Here is a 16,238-nt window from a genome sequence, read left to right on the forward strand (position 1 = left end):
GCTGGAGCCGGCGGCAGAATGGTTCAGACTTAACATAATTCCCTGACGGAAGCATGCGATGAAACCGGCGATTCTGGTGGTTGATGATGATGTCGCAGTCTGCGAACTGCTACAGGATGTGCTCAGCGAGCACGTCTTTACCGTGCTGACGTGTCACACCGGTCAGGACGCGGTGAACCGTGTCCAGCAGTATCCCGGCATTGCGCTGGTTCTGCTGGACATGATGCTGCCGGATATCAACGGATTACAGGTTTTGCTGCAACTGCAAAAGCAGCGACCATCGCTACCGGTGGTGATGCTGACGGGGCTGGGAAGTGAATCAGATGTGGTCGTCGGGCTGGAAATGGGCGCTGATGATTACATCGGAAAACCGTTCAATCCGCGCGTGGTGGTCGCCCGCGTTAAGGCGGTACTGCGTCGAACCGGCGCGCTGGACGCGGAGCCTGCCGCGCCGCGCGTTGAAGGTATTACCTTTAACGGCTGGACGCTGGACACCACCCGCTGCGAGCTGAGCGATCCGCAGCGTAATACCGTGCCATTAACCCAGGGCGAATACGGCCTGCTGCTGGCATTAACGCAAAACGCCCGCCGGGTACTGAGCCGTGAACAGCTGCTGGAGCTGACCCACAGCGAAAGCGCCGAGGTCTTTGACCGCACTATCGACGTGTTGATCATGCGGCTACGGCGAAAAATTGAGGTCAATCCGCACCAGCCTTTGCTGATCAAAACCATTCGCGGTCTGGGCTATGTTTTTGCCACGGACGTTTCCCATCATGAGAAAGCCGCCTGACCGTTCTCCTGAATAAACGCCTGAAGCTCGGCCAGCGTTTTCGCGCCGTCAATCGCATTGGCCGCCAGCAGGCTGGCCCGCGCGCAGGCGTGCGCCAGATAAATACTCTCCGTCAACGGCAGGGATTCATGGCAGCCGTATAAAAAGCCCGCGCAAAACGCGTCGCCCGCACCGACGCTGCCGATAATCTCGTCCTGCGTCAGCTTCCACGACGGAACCCATTGCCCTTTTTCACCCGGCGCTTCACCCCATGCCCCTTCCGGACAGTGGATCACCACCCGCTGCCGCACGCCTGCCGCCAGCAGCTGTGCGGCAGCGTCGGCGATATGGGCCATGTTCAGCGCACCATGGCCGTCGCGGATCTCAAACCCGCTAAACTCACCGGCTTCCAGCTCGTTAATCACCAGATAATCAAGATGGCGCAGGGCAGGGAGCACCAGCGGCTGATAGCGCGGATCGCCCTTGCGGGACACCAGATCGAGCGAGGTTTCATACCCCTGATCGCGCATCTGTGCCAGTAACCGCGCGCTGCGGGTGCCAAACTCCTCGTCCGGCATGTCCAGGCTGTCGAGCAGCAGCAGATAGCCGAGATGGAAGATCTTCAGCGATCCGTCTAAACGATCGAAGGCGGGAAGATCCAGCAGGCGGTTGGCGCCCGGCGAGTGGAAAAAGGTGCGCTGTCCGCTGGGGTCGGTCATTACCTGCGACATCGACGTTGGGGCGAACGTCGTGCGCTGCACGCGCTGGCGATTGACGTGATACTGGTCGAGCATCGCCAGAATATAGTCTCCGTCGCTGTCTTCCCCAATCAGCCCCACCGCCTGTAACGGCAGGCCGACGTGCATTTTCGCCAGCGTCAGCAGAACGTTGAGCGGCGCACCGCCGGTTGAGCGCTCACTGTGGGTGATTTCCGCCAGCCAGCCGCGCTCCGGCCACTGTACGATCTGGTGGACGTGATCCACCAGCATGTTGCCTGCGGCGATAATCCCTTTGCGTTCCATTATGCCTGCCCCGCGCTGCCGAAGATGCGCATCTGCTCCGCGACCGTATCGGTAATGGCCTCTTCAATGCCCAGCAGCAGTTCGGCAAACTCATCGTACAGCGGCTGGCGGTTCGCCATGCGCTGCTCAACGGCGGCGAGCGCGGCCTGCGACATGCCGGTATAAAAATTGATTTTATGAATGCCCAGCTCGATAGCGCGGCGGAAGTCGGCATCGCTAATTCCCGAGCCGCCGTGTAAAACCAGCGGCAGCCCCGTTTGCTGGCGAATGGCGTCCAGACGCGTGAAATCAAGCTTCGGCTCGCCCTTGTATTTGCCGTGCGCGTTGCCAATGGCGACCGCCAGCGCGTCGATACCGGTTAAATCGACAAATTCGCGCGCCAGCTGCGGGTCGGTAAAGAACGCTTCATCCGCATGCCCATACAGCGCGCCGCCTTCATCTCCGCCGACTGCGCCCAGCTCCGCCTCCACCGAGACGCCCACCGCGTGGCACATCTTCACCACTTCCCGGGTCTGGCGGATATTTTCCTCATAGCTCAGCGTCGAGCCGTCGAACATCACCGAGCTGAACCCTAAGCGCAGGGCGCGCACGACGGCCTCAAAATGCAGCCCGTGGTCGAGGTTAAGCACCACGGGAATATCGTGACGGGCGGCTTCGAACTTCACCGCTTCAACAAGCGACTCCAGAGACACGTACTTAAAATGCACTTCGGCGATGTTGATGATAAACGGCGAGCGTTCCTGCTTCGCGGCGGCAAACAGCGCGCGCAGAAAATGGGAGTCGAGAACGTTGAACGCGCCCAGGGCGTAGCGGTGTTCTCTGGCGTGTGCCAGACCGTCGGCAAGAGAAATCAATGGCATCATTCACTCCTTATATCCGAAACAGGTTGTACTCGTTGCACAGCACCAGCACCGCCGGTTCGTCTTCTTCGATGGTGTTGTAGCGATCGATGGGCTGTAAAAAGTGGTTGTCGTGTTCATCGTCATTGACCGACGACACTTCGCCCACCAGCACGTCGCCAAAGCCGCGTTCACCCCAGAAACTGTGGTACAGGCCGGGCGTCAGGCAGATGCTCTCCCCTGGCGTGAGGCGCAGCTGGCTGCCGGGCGCGTGCGTCTGCCGACAGCCGTCTATCGTGACGATCACGTCGGTGTTTTCGGTCTCCTCATGCGCCCCCGCATTCCATAACTCAATAATCAGATTCCCGCCGCCGCGGTTGATGATGTCCTCCCGCTTGCGCCAGTGGAAATGCATCGGCGTCACCTGGCCGTCGCGGACGTGCATGATTTTTTCGGCATAGCACTTTTCATAAGGCACGCCGTTGGGCGAGCCGTTGCGCAGGGTGAACAGCGTTAACCCCTGTGCGGCAAAGTGGTTGCCGCCAAACGCCGTCACGTCCCAGCCGAGCCTGAGGTCGAACACCTCCTGCCAGGCGGCCTGGTCAAGCTGCTGCCATTTTGTTGGCGGAAAGCTGGCAAACGGCGGGAGATGCACGTCGTGCATGGAGAAGAACTGCCGCGTGTGGCCGAGGATTTCATTGATGTCGGAGCGTTTCATGGGGACTCCTTGAGTTTTTTGCCGCCCCCTCACCCCGGCCCTCTCCCTCAAGGGAGAGGGGGAGTAAGTTCCCTCTCCCCGTGGGAGAGGGTTAGGGTGAGGGCATCAGGCCGCACCGGGGTTACTTAACCGTCCACCCCTTATACGTGCCGACGTTCTTTTTATCGATCATCGTCACCGGGATCAGCACAGGCTCTTTCGGCGCAGGTTTGCCCTGAAGAATGTCATAGCCGATCTCCACCGCCTTCGCCGCCATCACCTGCGGATCCTGCGCCGGCGTCGCCACAAACAGGGAGTTTTCGCGCTTCAGAGCTTCTTCACCGTCCGGGCTGCCATCCACGCCAACGATAAAGAACTCATTACGTTGAGCCTGTTTCGCCGCCAGATCGGCGCCGATCGCCGTCGGATCGTTAATTGCGAATACGCCGTCGATCTTCGGATTGGCCGCCAGCAGGGAGGTCATGACCTCCAGTCCGCCTTCGCGGCTGCCTTTGGCGTTCTGATTATCCGAGAGCACTTTGATATCCGGGTGGCGCCTGAACTCGGTCTGGCAGCCCTCCACGCGGTTTTGTACCGCAGAAACCGGCGGCCCGTTGATGATCACCACGTTGCCTTTACCTTTCAGGCGGTCGGTTATGTACTTACAGGCCATCTCCCCCGCCTGGGTGTTATCGGAGGTGATGGTCGCATCGGCCCCTTCCGCCGCCACGTCAACCGCCACGACCACGATCCCCGCCTCTTTGGCGCGTTTTACCGCCGGGCCGATCCCTTTGGAATCCGCAGCGTTGAGGATGATCATGTCCACTTTCGCGGCAATGAAGTTGTCGATCTGCGACACCTGCTGGCCCAGATCGTACCCGCTGGAGACCAGCGTCACCTTGACGTTATCCCCCGCCAGCTTGCGCGCTTCCAGCTCGGCGCCTTTGGTGATCTGCACGAAGAACGGGTTAGCCAGGTCGCCCACCGTCACGCCGATGGACTTCAGATCTTTTGCCTGCGCAAACGGGGTTGCGGCCAGCAGCGCGCCAGCACAGAGCGCGGTCACTAAGGGCTTCAATCTCATGCTGTATTCCTCTCGTAGGGTATTGTTGTTATGCACTTTGATGGTGTCGGGTACGGTATTTGTCGATCAGCACCGCTATGATGATCACCGCCCCTTTGATCACCAGCTGCCAGAAGTAGGAGACGCCCATCAGCGTCATGCCGTTGTTGAGGGTGGCGATGATCAATGCACCGACCAGCGTGCCGGTGATCGTGCCGATCCCGCCGACAAAGCTGGTCCCGCCGAGGATCACCGCCGCAATCGCATCCAGCTCGTACCCCGTGCCGAGGTTGCCGTTGGCGCTGTAGAGGCGCGAGGCGCTCATCACGCCGCCTAACCCCGAAAGCAGGCCGCTCATGCCGTAGACAAACAGCAGCACCAGCCAGACCTTGATGCCGGTTAAGCGTGCCGCCTGCATATTGCCGCCGACCGCATAGATGTGAACGCCGAGGGTTGTGCGACGCAGGATGAACCAGCACACCACAATCACCGCCAGGGCGATCACCACCAGCCACGGAATCGGGCCGAGGTAGTTGTTGCCGATCCACTCGAAGTTAATGTTGGAGTTAATGACCGTCGTGCCGTCCGCCAGCAGATACGCCGCGCCGCGCAGTGCCGTATAGGTGCCGAGGGTGACGATAAACGGCGGCAGCCCGGCAAAGGCCACCAGCGCGCCGTTGAACAGCCCCAGCACCATACCGAGCATCAGCGCCGCCGGAATGGAGAGCATCGCAAATTCCGGGATAAGCGAGACCACCATCGCCGCTACCGCCGTAGTGCCCAGAATCGAGCCCACAGAGAGGTCAATCCCGCCGGTCAGGATGATGAAGGTCATCCCCGCCGCCAGCACGATGTTGATCGACGCCTGCCGGGTAATATTCAGCAGGTTGCTCTCGGTGAAAAAGTTCGGGGCGATAAAGCCAAATACCGCCACAATCAGGATTAAAATCGGCAAAATGCCGATCGTTTGCATCAGATCGCTCATCAGCATTTTTTTGGCGGAGGCGGATTTCGCCACCTGTTGCGGATGGGTTGGAGTTGTCATGATTGCACCGCCTGATGAAGAGTGTCGTTCACGCCGGTTGCCAGCGTCATAATGTTTTCCTGAGAGATGTCGCGTCCGTGGAGTTCACCCGCGATGCTGCCCTCGCGCATCACGTACACCCGGTCGCTCATGCCCACCACTTCCGGTAGCTCGCTGGAGATCATCAGAATCGCCACCCCTTTGCGCGCCATCTGGTTCATGATGCGGTAGATCTCGCTTTTCGCGCCGACGTCCACGCCGCGCGTAGGTTCGTCCAGAATCAGAATGCGCGGGCCAATCGCCACCCAGCGGGAGATCAGCAGCTTTTGCTGGTTGCCGCCGGAGAGCCCGCCCGCGCGCACCTGAGAATGCGGCACGCGGATATTGAGCAGGGCGATGGCGTCATCGGAAATAGACTGCGCTTTTTTGCGGTTCAGCCAGCCGAAGGTGGCGTCGCGCTCCAGCGTCGCCATGGTGATGTTCTCCTGCGCCGCCAGCTCCAGAAACAGCCCCTGCTCCTTGCGGTTCTCGGTAAGAAAACCGATGCCGTTTTCAATGGCCGCGCGCGGGGAGTGGATCACCACCGGTTCGCCGTCGACCTCGATCATGCCGCCGGTGGCTTTGCGCACGCCGAAGATCAGCTGCGCCAGCTCGGAGCGACCGGCCCCGACCAGCCCCGCCAGCCCGACGATTTCACCGGAGCGAACCTGCAAACTGCACGGCAGCACTTTTTTGCCATCTGTCAGGTGGTGCACGTTCAGACGCGGGCTGCCGAGCGGAATATCGCGCTCTTTGTTAAACAGATCGCTGAGCGGACGGCCGACCATCATGCGCACCAGCTCTGATGCATTCAGCTTGTCGCGCGTCAGGCTGCCCACGTACTGCCCGTCGCGCAGGACGCTGACGCGGTCAGAGAGTTCATACACTTCCGCCATGCGGTGGCTGATGTAGATAATCGCCATCCCTTCATCGCGCAGGCGCAAAATCAGTTCGAACAGACGGTGGGTTTCGCGCGAGGAGAGGGCGGCGGTGGGTTCATCCATCACCAGAATACGGCTGTTGCGGTGCAGCGCGCGGGCGATCTCAACCTGCTGTTGCTCGGCGATGGTCAGCTTCATGACCAGGTCGGTGGCGCTGAACTGCGCGCCGAGGCGGTCAATGACCGCCTGCGCCTGCGTGGCCATCTCTTTGCGCTGGACCAGCCCGCCGCGCGACAGCTCGCTGCCGAGAAAAATGTTTTCCGCCACGGTCAGGTTAGGAGCAAGCTGCATCTCCTGATAAATCAGGGTAATGCCTGCGGCCAGCGCATCCTTCGGACCTTTGATGTGAAACGGCGTACCGTCGATGAGGATGTCGCCGCTGCTGGCGGTATAAGCGCCTGCGAGGATCTTCATCAGCGTGCTTTTTCCGGCGCCGTTTTCCCCCATCAGCGCGTGGATCTCTCCGGGGAAAACCGTCAAATCCACACCCTTGAGCGCGTGGAAATTGCCAAACGTCTTGGCAATATTGCGCATCTCTAAAACCGGGGTTCTGCTCATGGCGGATCTCCTGTGAATGTCGATATCTGCACTTCATCACAGGTGCGTAAATGCAAAATGTCAGAAGCTGTTCATATTTGTCATAGTTATGAATAGCTAATCGCCATCACATTTTCCTTTTCCCTCTCCCTGTGGGAGAGGGCCAGGGTGAGGGCACCAAACCGCAGAGGAGCCCAAACCCATGTCTTCACGCCCCCCGTTCTTCACCAGCGCCCGCGGTCGCCTGCTGATATTTAACCTGCTGGTGGTGGCGGTAACGCTGATGGTAAGCGGCGTGGCGGTGCTCGGCTTTCGTCATGCCAGCCAGATCCAGGAGCAGGTGCAGCAGCAAACGCTGGATGATATGACTGGCAGCATGAACCTCGCGCGTGATACCGCGAATGTGGCGACGGCGGCGGTGCGGCTGTCGCAGGTAGTCGGTGCGCTGGAGTACAAAGGCGAAGCTGAACGGCTTAAACAGACGCAGATGGCGCTGCGCCACTCGCTGGAGCAGCTTGCCGATGCGCCGCTGGCGCAGCAGGAGCCGGCGCTGGTGGCGCGTATTATTCGCAGGAGCAATGAGTTACAGCAGAGCGTGACGGGAATGCTGGAGCGCGGGCAAAAACGGCATCTGGAGCGTAACGCGCTGCTCAGCGCGCTGTATCAAAGCCAAAGCTATCTGCGTCATTTGCAGGATATCAACCGCCGTTACGCGAGCAATGTGCCAGACGCCCGGCAGCTTGCAGAGATGGACAGGCTGATCGTTGCCGCCATTGATACCCCTTCACCGCGCGCCACGGTGCAGCAGCTGGATGCAGTAACCGCGATGTTACCCGCGAGCGCCCTGCAACCGGTGGTCAACCTGGTGCTCCCGGATTTTAATGATGAGCTGCGCAAGCTCGCGCCACTGTCGAAGCAGCTGGAAGAGAGCGATCTGTCCATCAGCTGGTACATGTTCCACATCAAGGCGCTGGTGGCGATATTAAACCGCGACATCAATCAGTACGTTGAACAGGTGGCGCAGGCCTCCCGGCTGCGTACCGCCCAAAGCCACCAGGAGCTGCGCTCCATCAGCGTGTTTATCAGCGTCTTCGCGGTGCTGGCGCTGATCATCACCGGCTGCGCCTGCTGGTATATTTACCGCAATCTGGGCTCCAACCTGACGGCTATCTCAAGGGCAATGTCGCGCCTCGCTCACGGCGAGCAGGATGTGTCGGTGCCCGCGCTACAGCGGCGTGATGAGCTGGGGGAACTGGCGCGCGCGTTTAACGTTTTTGCCCGCAATACCGCTTCGCTGGAGCACACCACGCGGCTGCTGAAGGAGAAGACCTCGCAGATGGAGGTTGATCGCATCGAACGTCAGGGGCTGGAGGAGGCGCTGCTGCACAGCCAGAAAATGAAGGCGGTCGGGCAACTGACGGGCGGGCTGGCGCATGATTTTAATAACCTGCTGGCGGTGATTATCGGCAGTCTGGAGCTGACCGATTCAGCGTCACCGGACGCGCCGCGCATCACTCGTGCGCTCAAAGCCGCGGAACGCGGGGCCATGCTCACCCAGCGTCTGCTGGCCTTCTCGCGCAAGCAATCCCTGCAACCCCATGCGGTAGAGATGAAGCCGCTGCTGGAGAACCTGAGCGAGCTGATGCGGCACTCGCTTCCCGCCACGCTGACGCTGGATATTGAAGCGCAAACCCCGGCCTGGCCCGCATGGATTGACGTCAGCCAGCTGGAAAACGCCATTATCAACCTGGTGATGAACGCCCGTGATGCAATGGAGGGGCAAAATGGTGTGATCAAAATCCGCACCTGGAACCAGCGTGTGACCCGCAGCGACGGGCGCAGGCAGGATATGGTCGCGCTGGAGGTGATTGACCACGGCTGCGGGATGTCGCAGGAGGTGAAATCGCAGGTCTTTGAACCGTTCTTCACCACCAAACAGACCGGCAGCGGCAGCGGGTTAGGGCTGTCGATGGTGTACGGCTTTGTGCGTCAGTCCGGGGGGCGCGTTGAGATCGAAAGCGCGCCGGGGCAGGGAACCACCGTGCGGCTCCAGCTGCCGCGTTCGACGCTGCCCGCGTTCTCCGATGATGCCGCGCTGGCGACCACGGCCCCGGCAGAGAGTGAGCTGCTTGTGCTGGTCCTGGAAGATGAGGCGGGCGTGCGGCAGACCCTGTGCGAGCAACTGCACCAGCTTGGCTACCTGACGCTTGAAGCCGAAAACGGCGAGCAGGCGCTGAACATGCTGGACGCATCACCGGATATCGGCATGTTTATCAGCGACCTGATGTTGCCGGGCGGCCTGAGTGGTGCGGAGGTGATCGGCCATGTACGCAGCCACTATCCGCAGTTGCCGGTTCTGCTGATCAGCGGGCAGGATTTGCGCCCGGCGCATAACCCGCAGCTGCCGGACGTTCAGTTACTGCGAAAACCGTTCACCCGCGCACAGCTGGCGCAGGCGCTGCGCAAGGTGATGGTAATTTGAGATTGCCCATTCTTTTCAGAATTTAACACCTGTTTCAGCTATTTACAGTGCTGTTTCGCCATGTAACCATCCTCGCTTAACCTCATTTTAAAAAAGGTCTTTGTTATGGATAACTGGCTGGCGCTCTTCGACGGACAGACCCGTTACACCCTGGACATTACGGACTCCCGCGTCACGCCCGACGTGCTGCGTTTTAAGGGCCGCGAGGCGCTCAGCGAGCCCTTCCGCTGGACCATCGACTTCACCACCCCGCAGAATAATCTCGCCCCCGAAGAGGTACTGATGAAGTACGCCACCCTGCGCATGCGCAGCGGGGAGGCAGTGCACGGCATCATCACCCGTCTGGAGTGGCTTTCCACCACCGCCGACCAGTCGCATTACCAGGTGGAGCTGAGCTCCCGTCTGGCGCTGCTCAGCCGCACCCGCCAGTGCCGCATTTTCCAGAACCAGTCCGTGCCGGAGGTGGTGGAACAGGTGCTGCGCAGACACGGGCTGGAGGGGCCGGACTTTGAGTTTCGTCTGGAGCGCAGCTATCCGGCGCGTGAACTTATCACCCAGTGGCAGGAGACGGATTTGCAGTTTATCCAGCGCATTCTGTCAGAGGTGGGGATTTACTGGCGTACGGAGATGGATGATGTGCGCGGTCTGGATACGTACATTTTTCCCGACAGCCAGCTTAACTACCGGTTTGATGTGCGCCTGCCGTACCGCGAGCCGTCGGGTCTCTTATGACGGGGCGGCAGAATCGGTCTGGGATGTGCGGACCTGGCACAGGATTGTCACCGGCACCGTCGCCACACGGGATTACAACTACCGGACAGCCACCACGCCGATGGATGCGACGGTCAGCGTACGCAGTAATGCGGTGACGACGGGTGAGCACTACCGCTACGCCGCGCCGTACCGCACGGCAGGGGACGACAGCGACCCGGAGCCGGAAACCGAATCCGGCGCATTTTATGCCCGGCTTCATCACGAGCGGGAACTCAATAAATCAGCCCGCATTCACCTGTTCAGCAATGCCTCACTCCTCGCGCCCGGTCAGGTGCTGGAGCCGCAGGGCGATGTCATTGATGCCCTGAAAGAGGGGGCCATCCTCACGCTGGTGACTTTCCGGGGCGCCCGTGATTCCCGCCTGCACGTGTCGGTGTGGGGCATGCCCTACACAGAGCGTTACTGTTTCCGCCCGAGGGAAGTTTCGCGCCCGGAAATCCACGGTACCCTGCCCGCCCGCATTGAGAGCCGGGAAAAGAACGATATCTACGCCCACCTGGACGACCAGGGACGCTACCGCGTCAGGATGGACTTTGACCGGGACGATGCTGAACAGGGCTTCGCATACCTGTGGCTGCGGATGGCGAAACCGTATGCCGGAGAGACGTACGGCTGGCATACGCCACTGACCGACGGGACCGAAGTGGCGATTGCGTACAGCAACGGCGACATCGACCTGCCGTACATCGCGTATGCGCTGCACGACCCGGAACACCCGGACCCCGTGACCCGCGACAACCACACCCGCAACGTGCTGCGCACTCCGGCGAACAACAAGCTGCGGATGGAGGATAAGCGCGGGGAGGAGCATGTCAAACTCGCCACGGAATACGGCAAAACGCAGCTGAACAGCGGGCATCTGGTGGACGCGCAGGAGCAGCCCCGGGGCAAAGGATTTGAACTCCGGACCGATGAACACGGCGTCATTCGCGTCGCAAAGGGGCTGTTTGTCACCGCGGACGGACAGCAGAAGGCCGCAGGCGGGGTGCTGGACATGAACACGGCACTCAGGGAAATCGACGTCTGCCAGAAACAGCTTCAGCAGCTGGAGGTGGCGGCAGAGCAGGCGCAGGCGCTGAAGGCGGATGTGGACAGCCAGATACAGATGTTTGAGCAGCGCCTGAAGCCCCTTAACGAAACCCTGCTGTTCTCTGCCCCGGAAGGCGTTGCCGTGAGCAGCGGGGAGCACATGCAGATGACGGCCATAAAAAACGTCGCCGTTAACGCCGGAGGGGATATCAGTGCCGGTGTCATGGGCAACATGACGGCGCTGGCGGGGGAAAAGCTCGGGCTGTTTGCCAGAACGGACCAGCTGAGCCTTAAGGCCAGTGAAGGCCCGGTGGAGATGCAGGCGCAGAACGGGAAAATGCAGCTGTTCGCGGAGAAAAAGCTCACCCTGTCGTCCGCGAGTGACATCACGTTTGCGGGCAAGAAGCGCATCACGCTCATCGGGGGCGGGAGCTACCTGCGGCTGGAGGCGGGGAGAATTGAGTACGGCACGACGGCGATGTATATACGGAAGGTTAAACGGACAATGGCGGCAACCCCAGCCACAATGCCGCTATCCATACCGCTTCTCCCGGGTCAGTATCCACCACTTAATGGCAAGATATGTATTGAGTGTCTCCTCAATGCCATTAAAGCCAACGACACTATCGTGCAGGGAGCGTAGTCAATGGATGTCACAAAAATGATGCATATGCTACCTGAATCAACTCACACCCATCTCTTTCTGTTGCTGGAAGGCGGTGCGCAAACATCGGACGCTTTTCAGGCTTTTTATAACGAACATGCGTCCTCTCTGTATTCACTTAATCTCCATCCGCAACTTGCAGAATTCAGAAACTATGGCCCCTGGTTATTTGCTTTAGAAAATAAGGAGGCGCTACAGCGTTATATTTATTCTATGCCAGGTTTAGTGGCTGTTATCGCCTCTTCACGTTCAGGATGCGCTTTAGCCGTTCAGCTTTCCGCGGCATGCACAATTATTTCGCCTGATGGATCAGCGGCTTTAGTGCGTTTTTATACCCGTGATGCCATGAATCTGCTGACGAGCTGTAACGATCGGGAATGGCACAGTATGTTATTCAGAGGGGTTTCACATTGGTGGACATCTGGAGAAAATGGATGGCATCCAGTAGATATTCCCCCTTCACGGGTAATAAATGCGAGAGACAGCACCATACGACTGAATAAAGAAGAATGGCAGTACATCGCGGATGAACCGGTTGTGACTAGTGTGTTAACCGCATGGCAAAAGTTGCCCTCCAGCAAGCATTTTTCTCCTTGCGCACAACGCGATATGGTCAAAAAAGCACTGAGCAAAGCCTGCGAAGCGAAAATGAAAGCGGGCACAGAACAAAAACTGTATGCCCTTTTTTATCTTACTGGTGGTAAAAAGCTCGTGGAGTCTGGAGTTATACAATCTGCATTAGAAGATGTGGCTCAGGGAAAAGTCTCGCTGGAGCAAGTCTTAAAAAATAACATTCAACATCAGGGATGAAAATAAACCATGGGATTTTTCAGTGCGTATAAAAGAATAGACGGTGCGGTTAACCGGGGTTATGCCCGCTGGGGAAAATGGATCTGGGGTGCACTGTTACTGCCGGTGGTGATTTATCTTGGCTGGTCGGTGTGGGCTGCGGTCTGGGGACCACCATCGGGGCCGGTAACGCTGATTATTCACAGTGAAATTGACAGGCCTGTTCTTGGTTTTAGTGTAAATGGCGTGGCGGGGGCGAATGCATCAGCTTTTGGCGGAGGTGGGGCAACCTGCTGCGGCAGTATTAGCGGTGATACTGCCGAAATAATATGGACTCTAAGTACGACGCGAGATCAATACAACGCCGGACTTCGTAAAGAAACTCGTCGCACAGAAATGCCTATGCCAGTACGGAAGCAGGGCGAAAATGATTTACACGTTCATTTCCTCCCGGGCGATAAAGTCCTTTTGGGATGGAGTGATAACGCATGGTCGCCTTATGAAAAACGGCCAGAAGCGGCACACTTAAATACAAAGGACAATAACTAATGGATATAGAAAGCCTCATTTCTGCGGCAAACCGGGCACAGCAGGCTGAAGATTACGGCATATACAATTGTTCACGTATCTGGCATGTGGGTTTCTTTTTCGATGGTATTCACAGGAATATTGAACAGGATGCGCCAGAGCAACGACTCAGTAATATTGCTCGTCTGTTCAGAGCTTTTCCTGATGAGCTACAAAATTCGAGTAAAGACTGTTTTTCAAAATTCTACATATCAGGCCTTGGCACACCCTTTAGCGAGGATCTTTCTACCAAACTCACTGCATTAATAGATGGTGCCAGAAGTAATGTGCAGGATGATCTCAAATCTCAGCCCGCTGAAATGGCGAAGGAAGCAGGCGGAGAATTACTGAAAGGCGGAAACTGGTATGAAATCCTGAAAAACGAAGGTGCAAAGCTGCTTAAACCCGCAGAGTGGAGAAAACTGGGGAAAAATATAGCCACGAATACACTTAAAAAAGCCAGCATTGAAGCTACACCCTGGATTCGTGATAACCCTGCTGTTGCAGATATGCTGGTAACAGGCGTTGATACACGTATCGCCTCGGCGAAAATGCGCTTTAAGCGATTTTATGAGAGGACAAATTCAGCCAGCCCGGTCCCTGTTAAACTCATTTCTATCTCCCTTTTCGGTTTTGACCTCGGCGCTACCTTGGCTCGTAAATTCCTCGACAGCCTGCTGAAAGATATCTGTAAGAAAGAGGGGGATAAATACACCTACCGGGGCATACCCGTCGATATCGTCTTTACCGGCCTGTTTGACTGCTCGCGACGCACATCGGCCAGCAACAATAACGGTGTGGATTACTTTATCTCTGCGTTTGGCGGGCCGATAAAAGGGATTAGCGTGTTGCTGGGGGACAAGTCCATCGACCAGGATACCCCCTTGCCAAAGGTGGTGAAGAAAAGCCTGCACCTTGTTGCCGCCCATGAAACCCGCGTCTGGCGCTGCCTGTACCGCACCGGCAATAACCCGGCGCATAAGGAAGAACTCTATCCCGGGTGCGCGGAGGATATCGGCGGGGGTCTGAAACCGGACGAACAGAAGCCCAGCGCGGAACTCTGCCGCGTGGCGCTCCACAGGATGTACCGTGAGGCAACCATGGCGGGCGTGCCTTTCCCTGATTTTCAGTCGCTCGATAAAACAGATACGGATGTGGCTGCTTATTTCATCGTCCAGGACAACGTTAAAAACCAGTCCGTCCTTCAGTGGGCAGAAGCGTACCGGAGTACACTGCCCTTTTCCTCATTAAGCACCGCATGCCAGAACCGGCATCTGGACAGCTATATCGACTGGCTGGGGCGTCAGTATTATCAGTACCGCACGGAATGTATGAAATATGAAAAACAGCGCGGCGAGACGCTGGCCTCTGCTGGCGCATCGGCAGGGTTTGCAGGCATCACGCAGGAGGCGAAAGAAACCGCCGCACAGTACGCAAATGAACTGTCAGTATTACAACAAAACTGGGGCTGGCTTGATGACGTGAAGGATGCGGCCATAAGAATGCGAAACAGTATGGAACAGGACCCCATGGACAGACGCAGGGAAATCGTACCGAACGTGTACGGGCCTGCGCTGTGGCGTGCGAAGCGATTTCTTGACTATTCCCATGCAGCACACCTCGGTAAGCCGCAGCCATTTCCCATAGATACGGTTCCGCCAGAAATGTATGCGTGGTTTGTACACGACCTGCAAACGGTTGAAAAAGGAACGGGTATCTCGCAGGACTTTTTTGTGATTCGCTCAATGGAAATGCCTGAAGCCTGATGAGGCGTTTGGGACAGTATTTGAGATTCCTCCGCTACTCCAGCGAACAGCCATTCATTACTTTAAGGCCAGTCCACCTGCGAGTCTGGCCTTATGAAACGTTACTCTACCGCTCTGTTATTGGGTCTGCTGACTTTAACCAGCCAACTGGCGCATGCCGATGTGATTGATGATGCCATTGGCAATATTCAGCAGGCGATCAACGATGCCTATAACCCCGGCAGCAGCCGTAATGATGATGACTACGATCGTTACGATCGCAGCCGTCAAACCGACAGTCGACAGTACGACGATCGTCGTCGGCAGTTAGAAGATCGACGCCAGCGTTTAGACGAGCGTCAGCGCCAGCTGGATGACGATCGTCGTCGCTTAGAAGAGGATGAGCGCCGGTTAGAGGACGATTACGATCGGTAGTAAACCCCGGTATTGCAACGCACAGGCCGGGTAAGGCGCAGCCGCCACCCGGCAAAACCTAATCCAGTACCAGCATCATCCCGTCATACCCCGCTTCAATGCCGGACGGCAGCGGGTTATCCATCATCCACACGTCAAACTGATGGCTGATATGCGTCAGGATCACCTGCGGACAGCCAATCACCTCGTTCAGCGCAATCACCGTATTCAAGTCACAATGGTTGCGCGGCGTCTCCGGGCGCGGTTCATGGCTACAGTCGATAATCATCGCCTGCGGCTGATTGTTTAGCAGAAACGTCACCGTTTTATCCGGTAGCCCGGCGGTATCAGAAAGCCACGCCACGCGGCTGTGGGCGGACTCCAGCAGATAGCCAAACGTGAGTTTTGAATGGTTGAGCGGCAGCGGCGTGACCCGCAAGCCCTGAAGTTCAAACATCACAAACGGCTCCACCGTGTGGCTGAAATCGAGAAGGCCCGGATGCCTGAACAGGTCGTCACAGCCTGCGTCGTCCGGCGGACCGTAAACCGGAATGGTCGCTCCCACGCCCCAGCGCAGAGGAAAAAGCCCCTGAACGTGATCCATATGATAATGGGTAAGCAAAATCTGCCTGAAACTCCCCGCGGGCCAGTCGTCCATCAGGTGTGGAATACCCGCGTCCAGCAAGGTGACCGATTCGTTGAATTTCACCGCCGCGCTACAGGGGCGACGGCGATAATTTTCCTGTAAACGCGCCCGTCGGCACGCCGCGCAGTCGCAGCCAAACACCGGCACCAGCTGCGCCCCTCCGGTTCCTGTCAGCGTGATCGTCAGACTCATAACGC

13 protein-coding genes and 1 pseudogene are annotated in these 16,238 nt (G+C 58.0%); 7 read left to right on the forward strand and 7 right to left on the reverse strand.

From position 1 onward, the window contains the following. Positions 1-58: 58 nt before the first annotated feature. On the forward strand, positions 59-790 hold the full coding sequence (locus IM290_RS17310) for a response regulator (protein ID WP_193042103.1): 732 nt from the start codon (positions 59-61) through the stop codon (positions 788-790). Here the strand turns inward: IM290_RS17310 and IM290_RS17315 are convergent. The 6 genes from IM290_RS17315 to IM290_RS17340 form a co-directional block, all read right to left on the reverse strand. Continuing rightward, the gene (locus IM290_RS17315) at positions 772-1,791 is read right to left on the reverse strand and encodes a carbohydrate kinase family protein (protein WP_193042102.1); all 1,020 of its coding nucleotides are present in this window, start codon (positions 1,789-1,791) and stop codon (positions 772-774) included. The genes IM290_RS17310 and IM290_RS17315 overlap by 19 nt on opposite strands. Continuing rightward, positions 1,791-2,651 carry a ketose 1,6-bisphosphate aldolase gene (locus IM290_RS17320; RefSeq protein ID WP_017382639.1) on the reverse strand — a complete coding sequence of 287 codons (861 nt, stop codon included), beginning with the start codon at positions 2,649-2,651 and terminating at the stop codon, positions 1,791-1,793. Before IM290_RS17320 ends, IM290_RS17315 begins: the two co-directional genes overlap by 1 nt. 10 nt (positions 2,652-2,661) lie before the next feature. Next, a complete protein-coding gene (locus tag IM290_RS17325; protein ID WP_017382640.1) occupies positions 2,662-3,348 on the reverse strand; it encodes a D-lyxose/D-mannose family sugar isomerase in 687 nt (228 codons plus the stop codon). 121 nt (positions 3,349-3,469) lie between these two features. Then, on the reverse strand, positions 3,470-4,411 hold the full coding sequence (locus IM290_RS17330; RefSeq protein WP_003860240.1) for an ABC transporter substrate-binding protein: 942 nt from the start codon (positions 4,409-4,411) through the stop codon (positions 3,470-3,472). A gap of 28 nt (positions 4,412-4,439) precedes the next feature. Further along, positions 4,440-5,435, reverse strand: coding sequence for a ribose ABC transporter permease (locus tag IM290_RS17335; RefSeq protein WP_003860239.1), 996 nt, complete (start codon positions 5,433-5,435; stop codon positions 4,440-4,442). Continuing rightward, the gene (locus tag IM290_RS17340; protein ID WP_193042101.1) at positions 5,432-6,952 is read right to left on the reverse strand and encodes a sugar ABC transporter ATP-binding protein; all 1,521 of its coding nucleotides are present in this window, start codon (positions 6,950-6,952) and stop codon (positions 5,432-5,434) included. The genes IM290_RS17335 and IM290_RS17340 overlap by 4 nt, the downstream gene beginning before the upstream one ends. 181 nt (positions 6,953-7,133) lie before the next feature. Between IM290_RS17340 and IM290_RS17345 the strand changes: the two genes are divergently transcribed. The 6 genes and pseudogenes from IM290_RS17345 to yjdP all read left to right on the forward strand — a co-directional run bounded on the left by IM290_RS17345 (position 7,134) and on the right by yjdP (position 15,416). Next, positions 7,134-9,413 carry a hybrid sensor histidine kinase/response regulator gene (locus IM290_RS17345; protein WP_032652227.1) on the forward strand — a complete coding sequence of 760 codons (2,280 nt, stop codon included), beginning with the start codon at positions 7,134-7,136 and terminating at the stop codon, positions 9,411-9,413. Between the two features lie 105 nt (positions 9,414-9,518). After that, positions 9,519-11,859: pseudogene (locus IM290_RS17350) on the forward strand (type VI secretion system Vgr family protein). A 3-nt stretch (positions 11,860-11,862) separates the two neighbouring features. Beyond that, the gene (locus IM290_RS17355) at positions 11,863-12,690 is read left to right on the forward strand and encodes a DUF4123 domain-containing protein (protein WP_193042100.1); all 828 of its coding nucleotides are present in this window, start codon (positions 11,863-11,865) and stop codon (positions 12,688-12,690) included. Between the two features lie 9 nt (positions 12,691-12,699). Next, a complete protein-coding gene (locus IM290_RS17360; protein WP_049132496.1) occupies positions 12,700-13,218 on the forward strand; it encodes a DUF3304 domain-containing protein in 519 nt (172 codons plus the stop codon). Then, positions 13,218-15,002, forward strand: a complete 1,785-nt coding sequence (locus tag IM290_RS17365) for a DUF2235 domain-containing protein (RefSeq protein WP_193042099.1) — start codon at positions 13,218-13,220, stop codon at positions 15,000-15,002. The genes IM290_RS17360 and IM290_RS17365 overlap by 1 nt, the downstream gene beginning before the upstream one ends. A 93-nt stretch (positions 15,003-15,095) precedes the next feature. Continuing rightward, positions 15,096-15,416, forward strand: a complete 321-nt coding sequence (yjdP, locus tag IM290_RS17370; RefSeq protein WP_193042098.1) for a DDRRRQL repeat protein YjdP — start codon at positions 15,096-15,098, stop codon at positions 15,414-15,416. A gap of 58 nt (positions 15,417-15,474) precedes the next feature. On the opposite strand, the gene phnP is transcribed toward yjdP, so the two are convergent. Further along, positions 15,475-16,233: a phosphonate metabolism protein PhnP gene (gene phnP / locus IM290_RS17375; protein ID WP_128772141.1), complete on the reverse strand. Its 759-nt coding sequence runs from the start codon at positions 16,231-16,233 to the stop codon at positions 15,475-15,477. Between the last annotated feature and the right edge of the window lie 5 nt (positions 16,234-16,238).

The organism is Enterobacter cloacae complex sp. S1, from assembly GCF_014930525.1.
GTDB lineage: Bacteria > Pseudomonadota > Gammaproteobacteria > Enterobacterales > Enterobacteriaceae > Enterobacter > Enterobacter hormaechei_C.

Bases quoted from the DNA above. Each gene is read 5' to 3' on its own strand.
- IM290_RS17310 (WP_193042103.1), top strand. From the start codon at position 59: ATGAAACCGGCGATTCTGGTGGTTGATGATGATGTCGCAGTCTGCGAA.
- IM290_RS17315 (WP_193042102.1), bottom strand. From the start codon at position 1,791: ATGGAACGCAAAGGGATTATCGCCGCAGGCAACATGCTGGTGGATCAC.
- IM290_RS17320 (WP_017382639.1), bottom strand. From the start codon at position 2,651: ATGCCATTGATTTCTCTTGCCGACGGTCTGGCACACGCCAGAGAACAC.
- IM290_RS17325 (WP_017382640.1), bottom strand. From the start codon at position 3,348: ATGAAACGCTCCGACATCAATGAAATCCTCGGCCACACGCGGCAGTTC.
- IM290_RS17330 (WP_003860240.1), bottom strand. From the start codon at position 4,411: ATGAGATTGAAGCCCTTAGTGACCGCGCTCTGTGCTGGCGCGCTGCTG.
- IM290_RS17335 (WP_003860239.1), bottom strand. From the start codon at position 5,435: ATGACAACTCCAACCCATCCGCAACAGGTGGCGAAATCCGCCTCCGCC.
- IM290_RS17340 (WP_193042101.1), bottom strand. From the start codon at position 6,952: ATGAGCAGAACCCCGGTTTTAGAGATGCGCAATATTGCCAAGACGTTT.
- IM290_RS17345 (WP_032652227.1), top strand. From the start codon at position 7,134: ATGTCTTCACGCCCCCCGTTCTTCACCAGCGCCCGCGGTCGCCTGCTG.
- IM290_RS17355 (WP_193042100.1), top strand. From the start codon at position 11,863: ATGGATGTCACAAAAATGATGCATATGCTACCTGAATCAACTCACACC.
- IM290_RS17360 (WP_049132496.1), top strand. From the start codon at position 12,700: ATGGGATTTTTCAGTGCGTATAAAAGAATAGACGGTGCGGTTAACCGG.
- IM290_RS17365 (WP_193042099.1), top strand. From the start codon at position 13,218: ATGGATATAGAAAGCCTCATTTCTGCGGCAAACCGGGCACAGCAGGCT.
- yjdP (WP_193042098.1), top strand. From the start codon at position 15,096: ATGAAACGTTACTCTACCGCTCTGTTATTGGGTCTGCTGACTTTAACC.
- phnP (WP_128772141.1), bottom strand. From the start codon at position 16,233: ATGAGTCTGACGATCACGCTGACAGGAACCGGAGGGGCGCAGCTGGTG.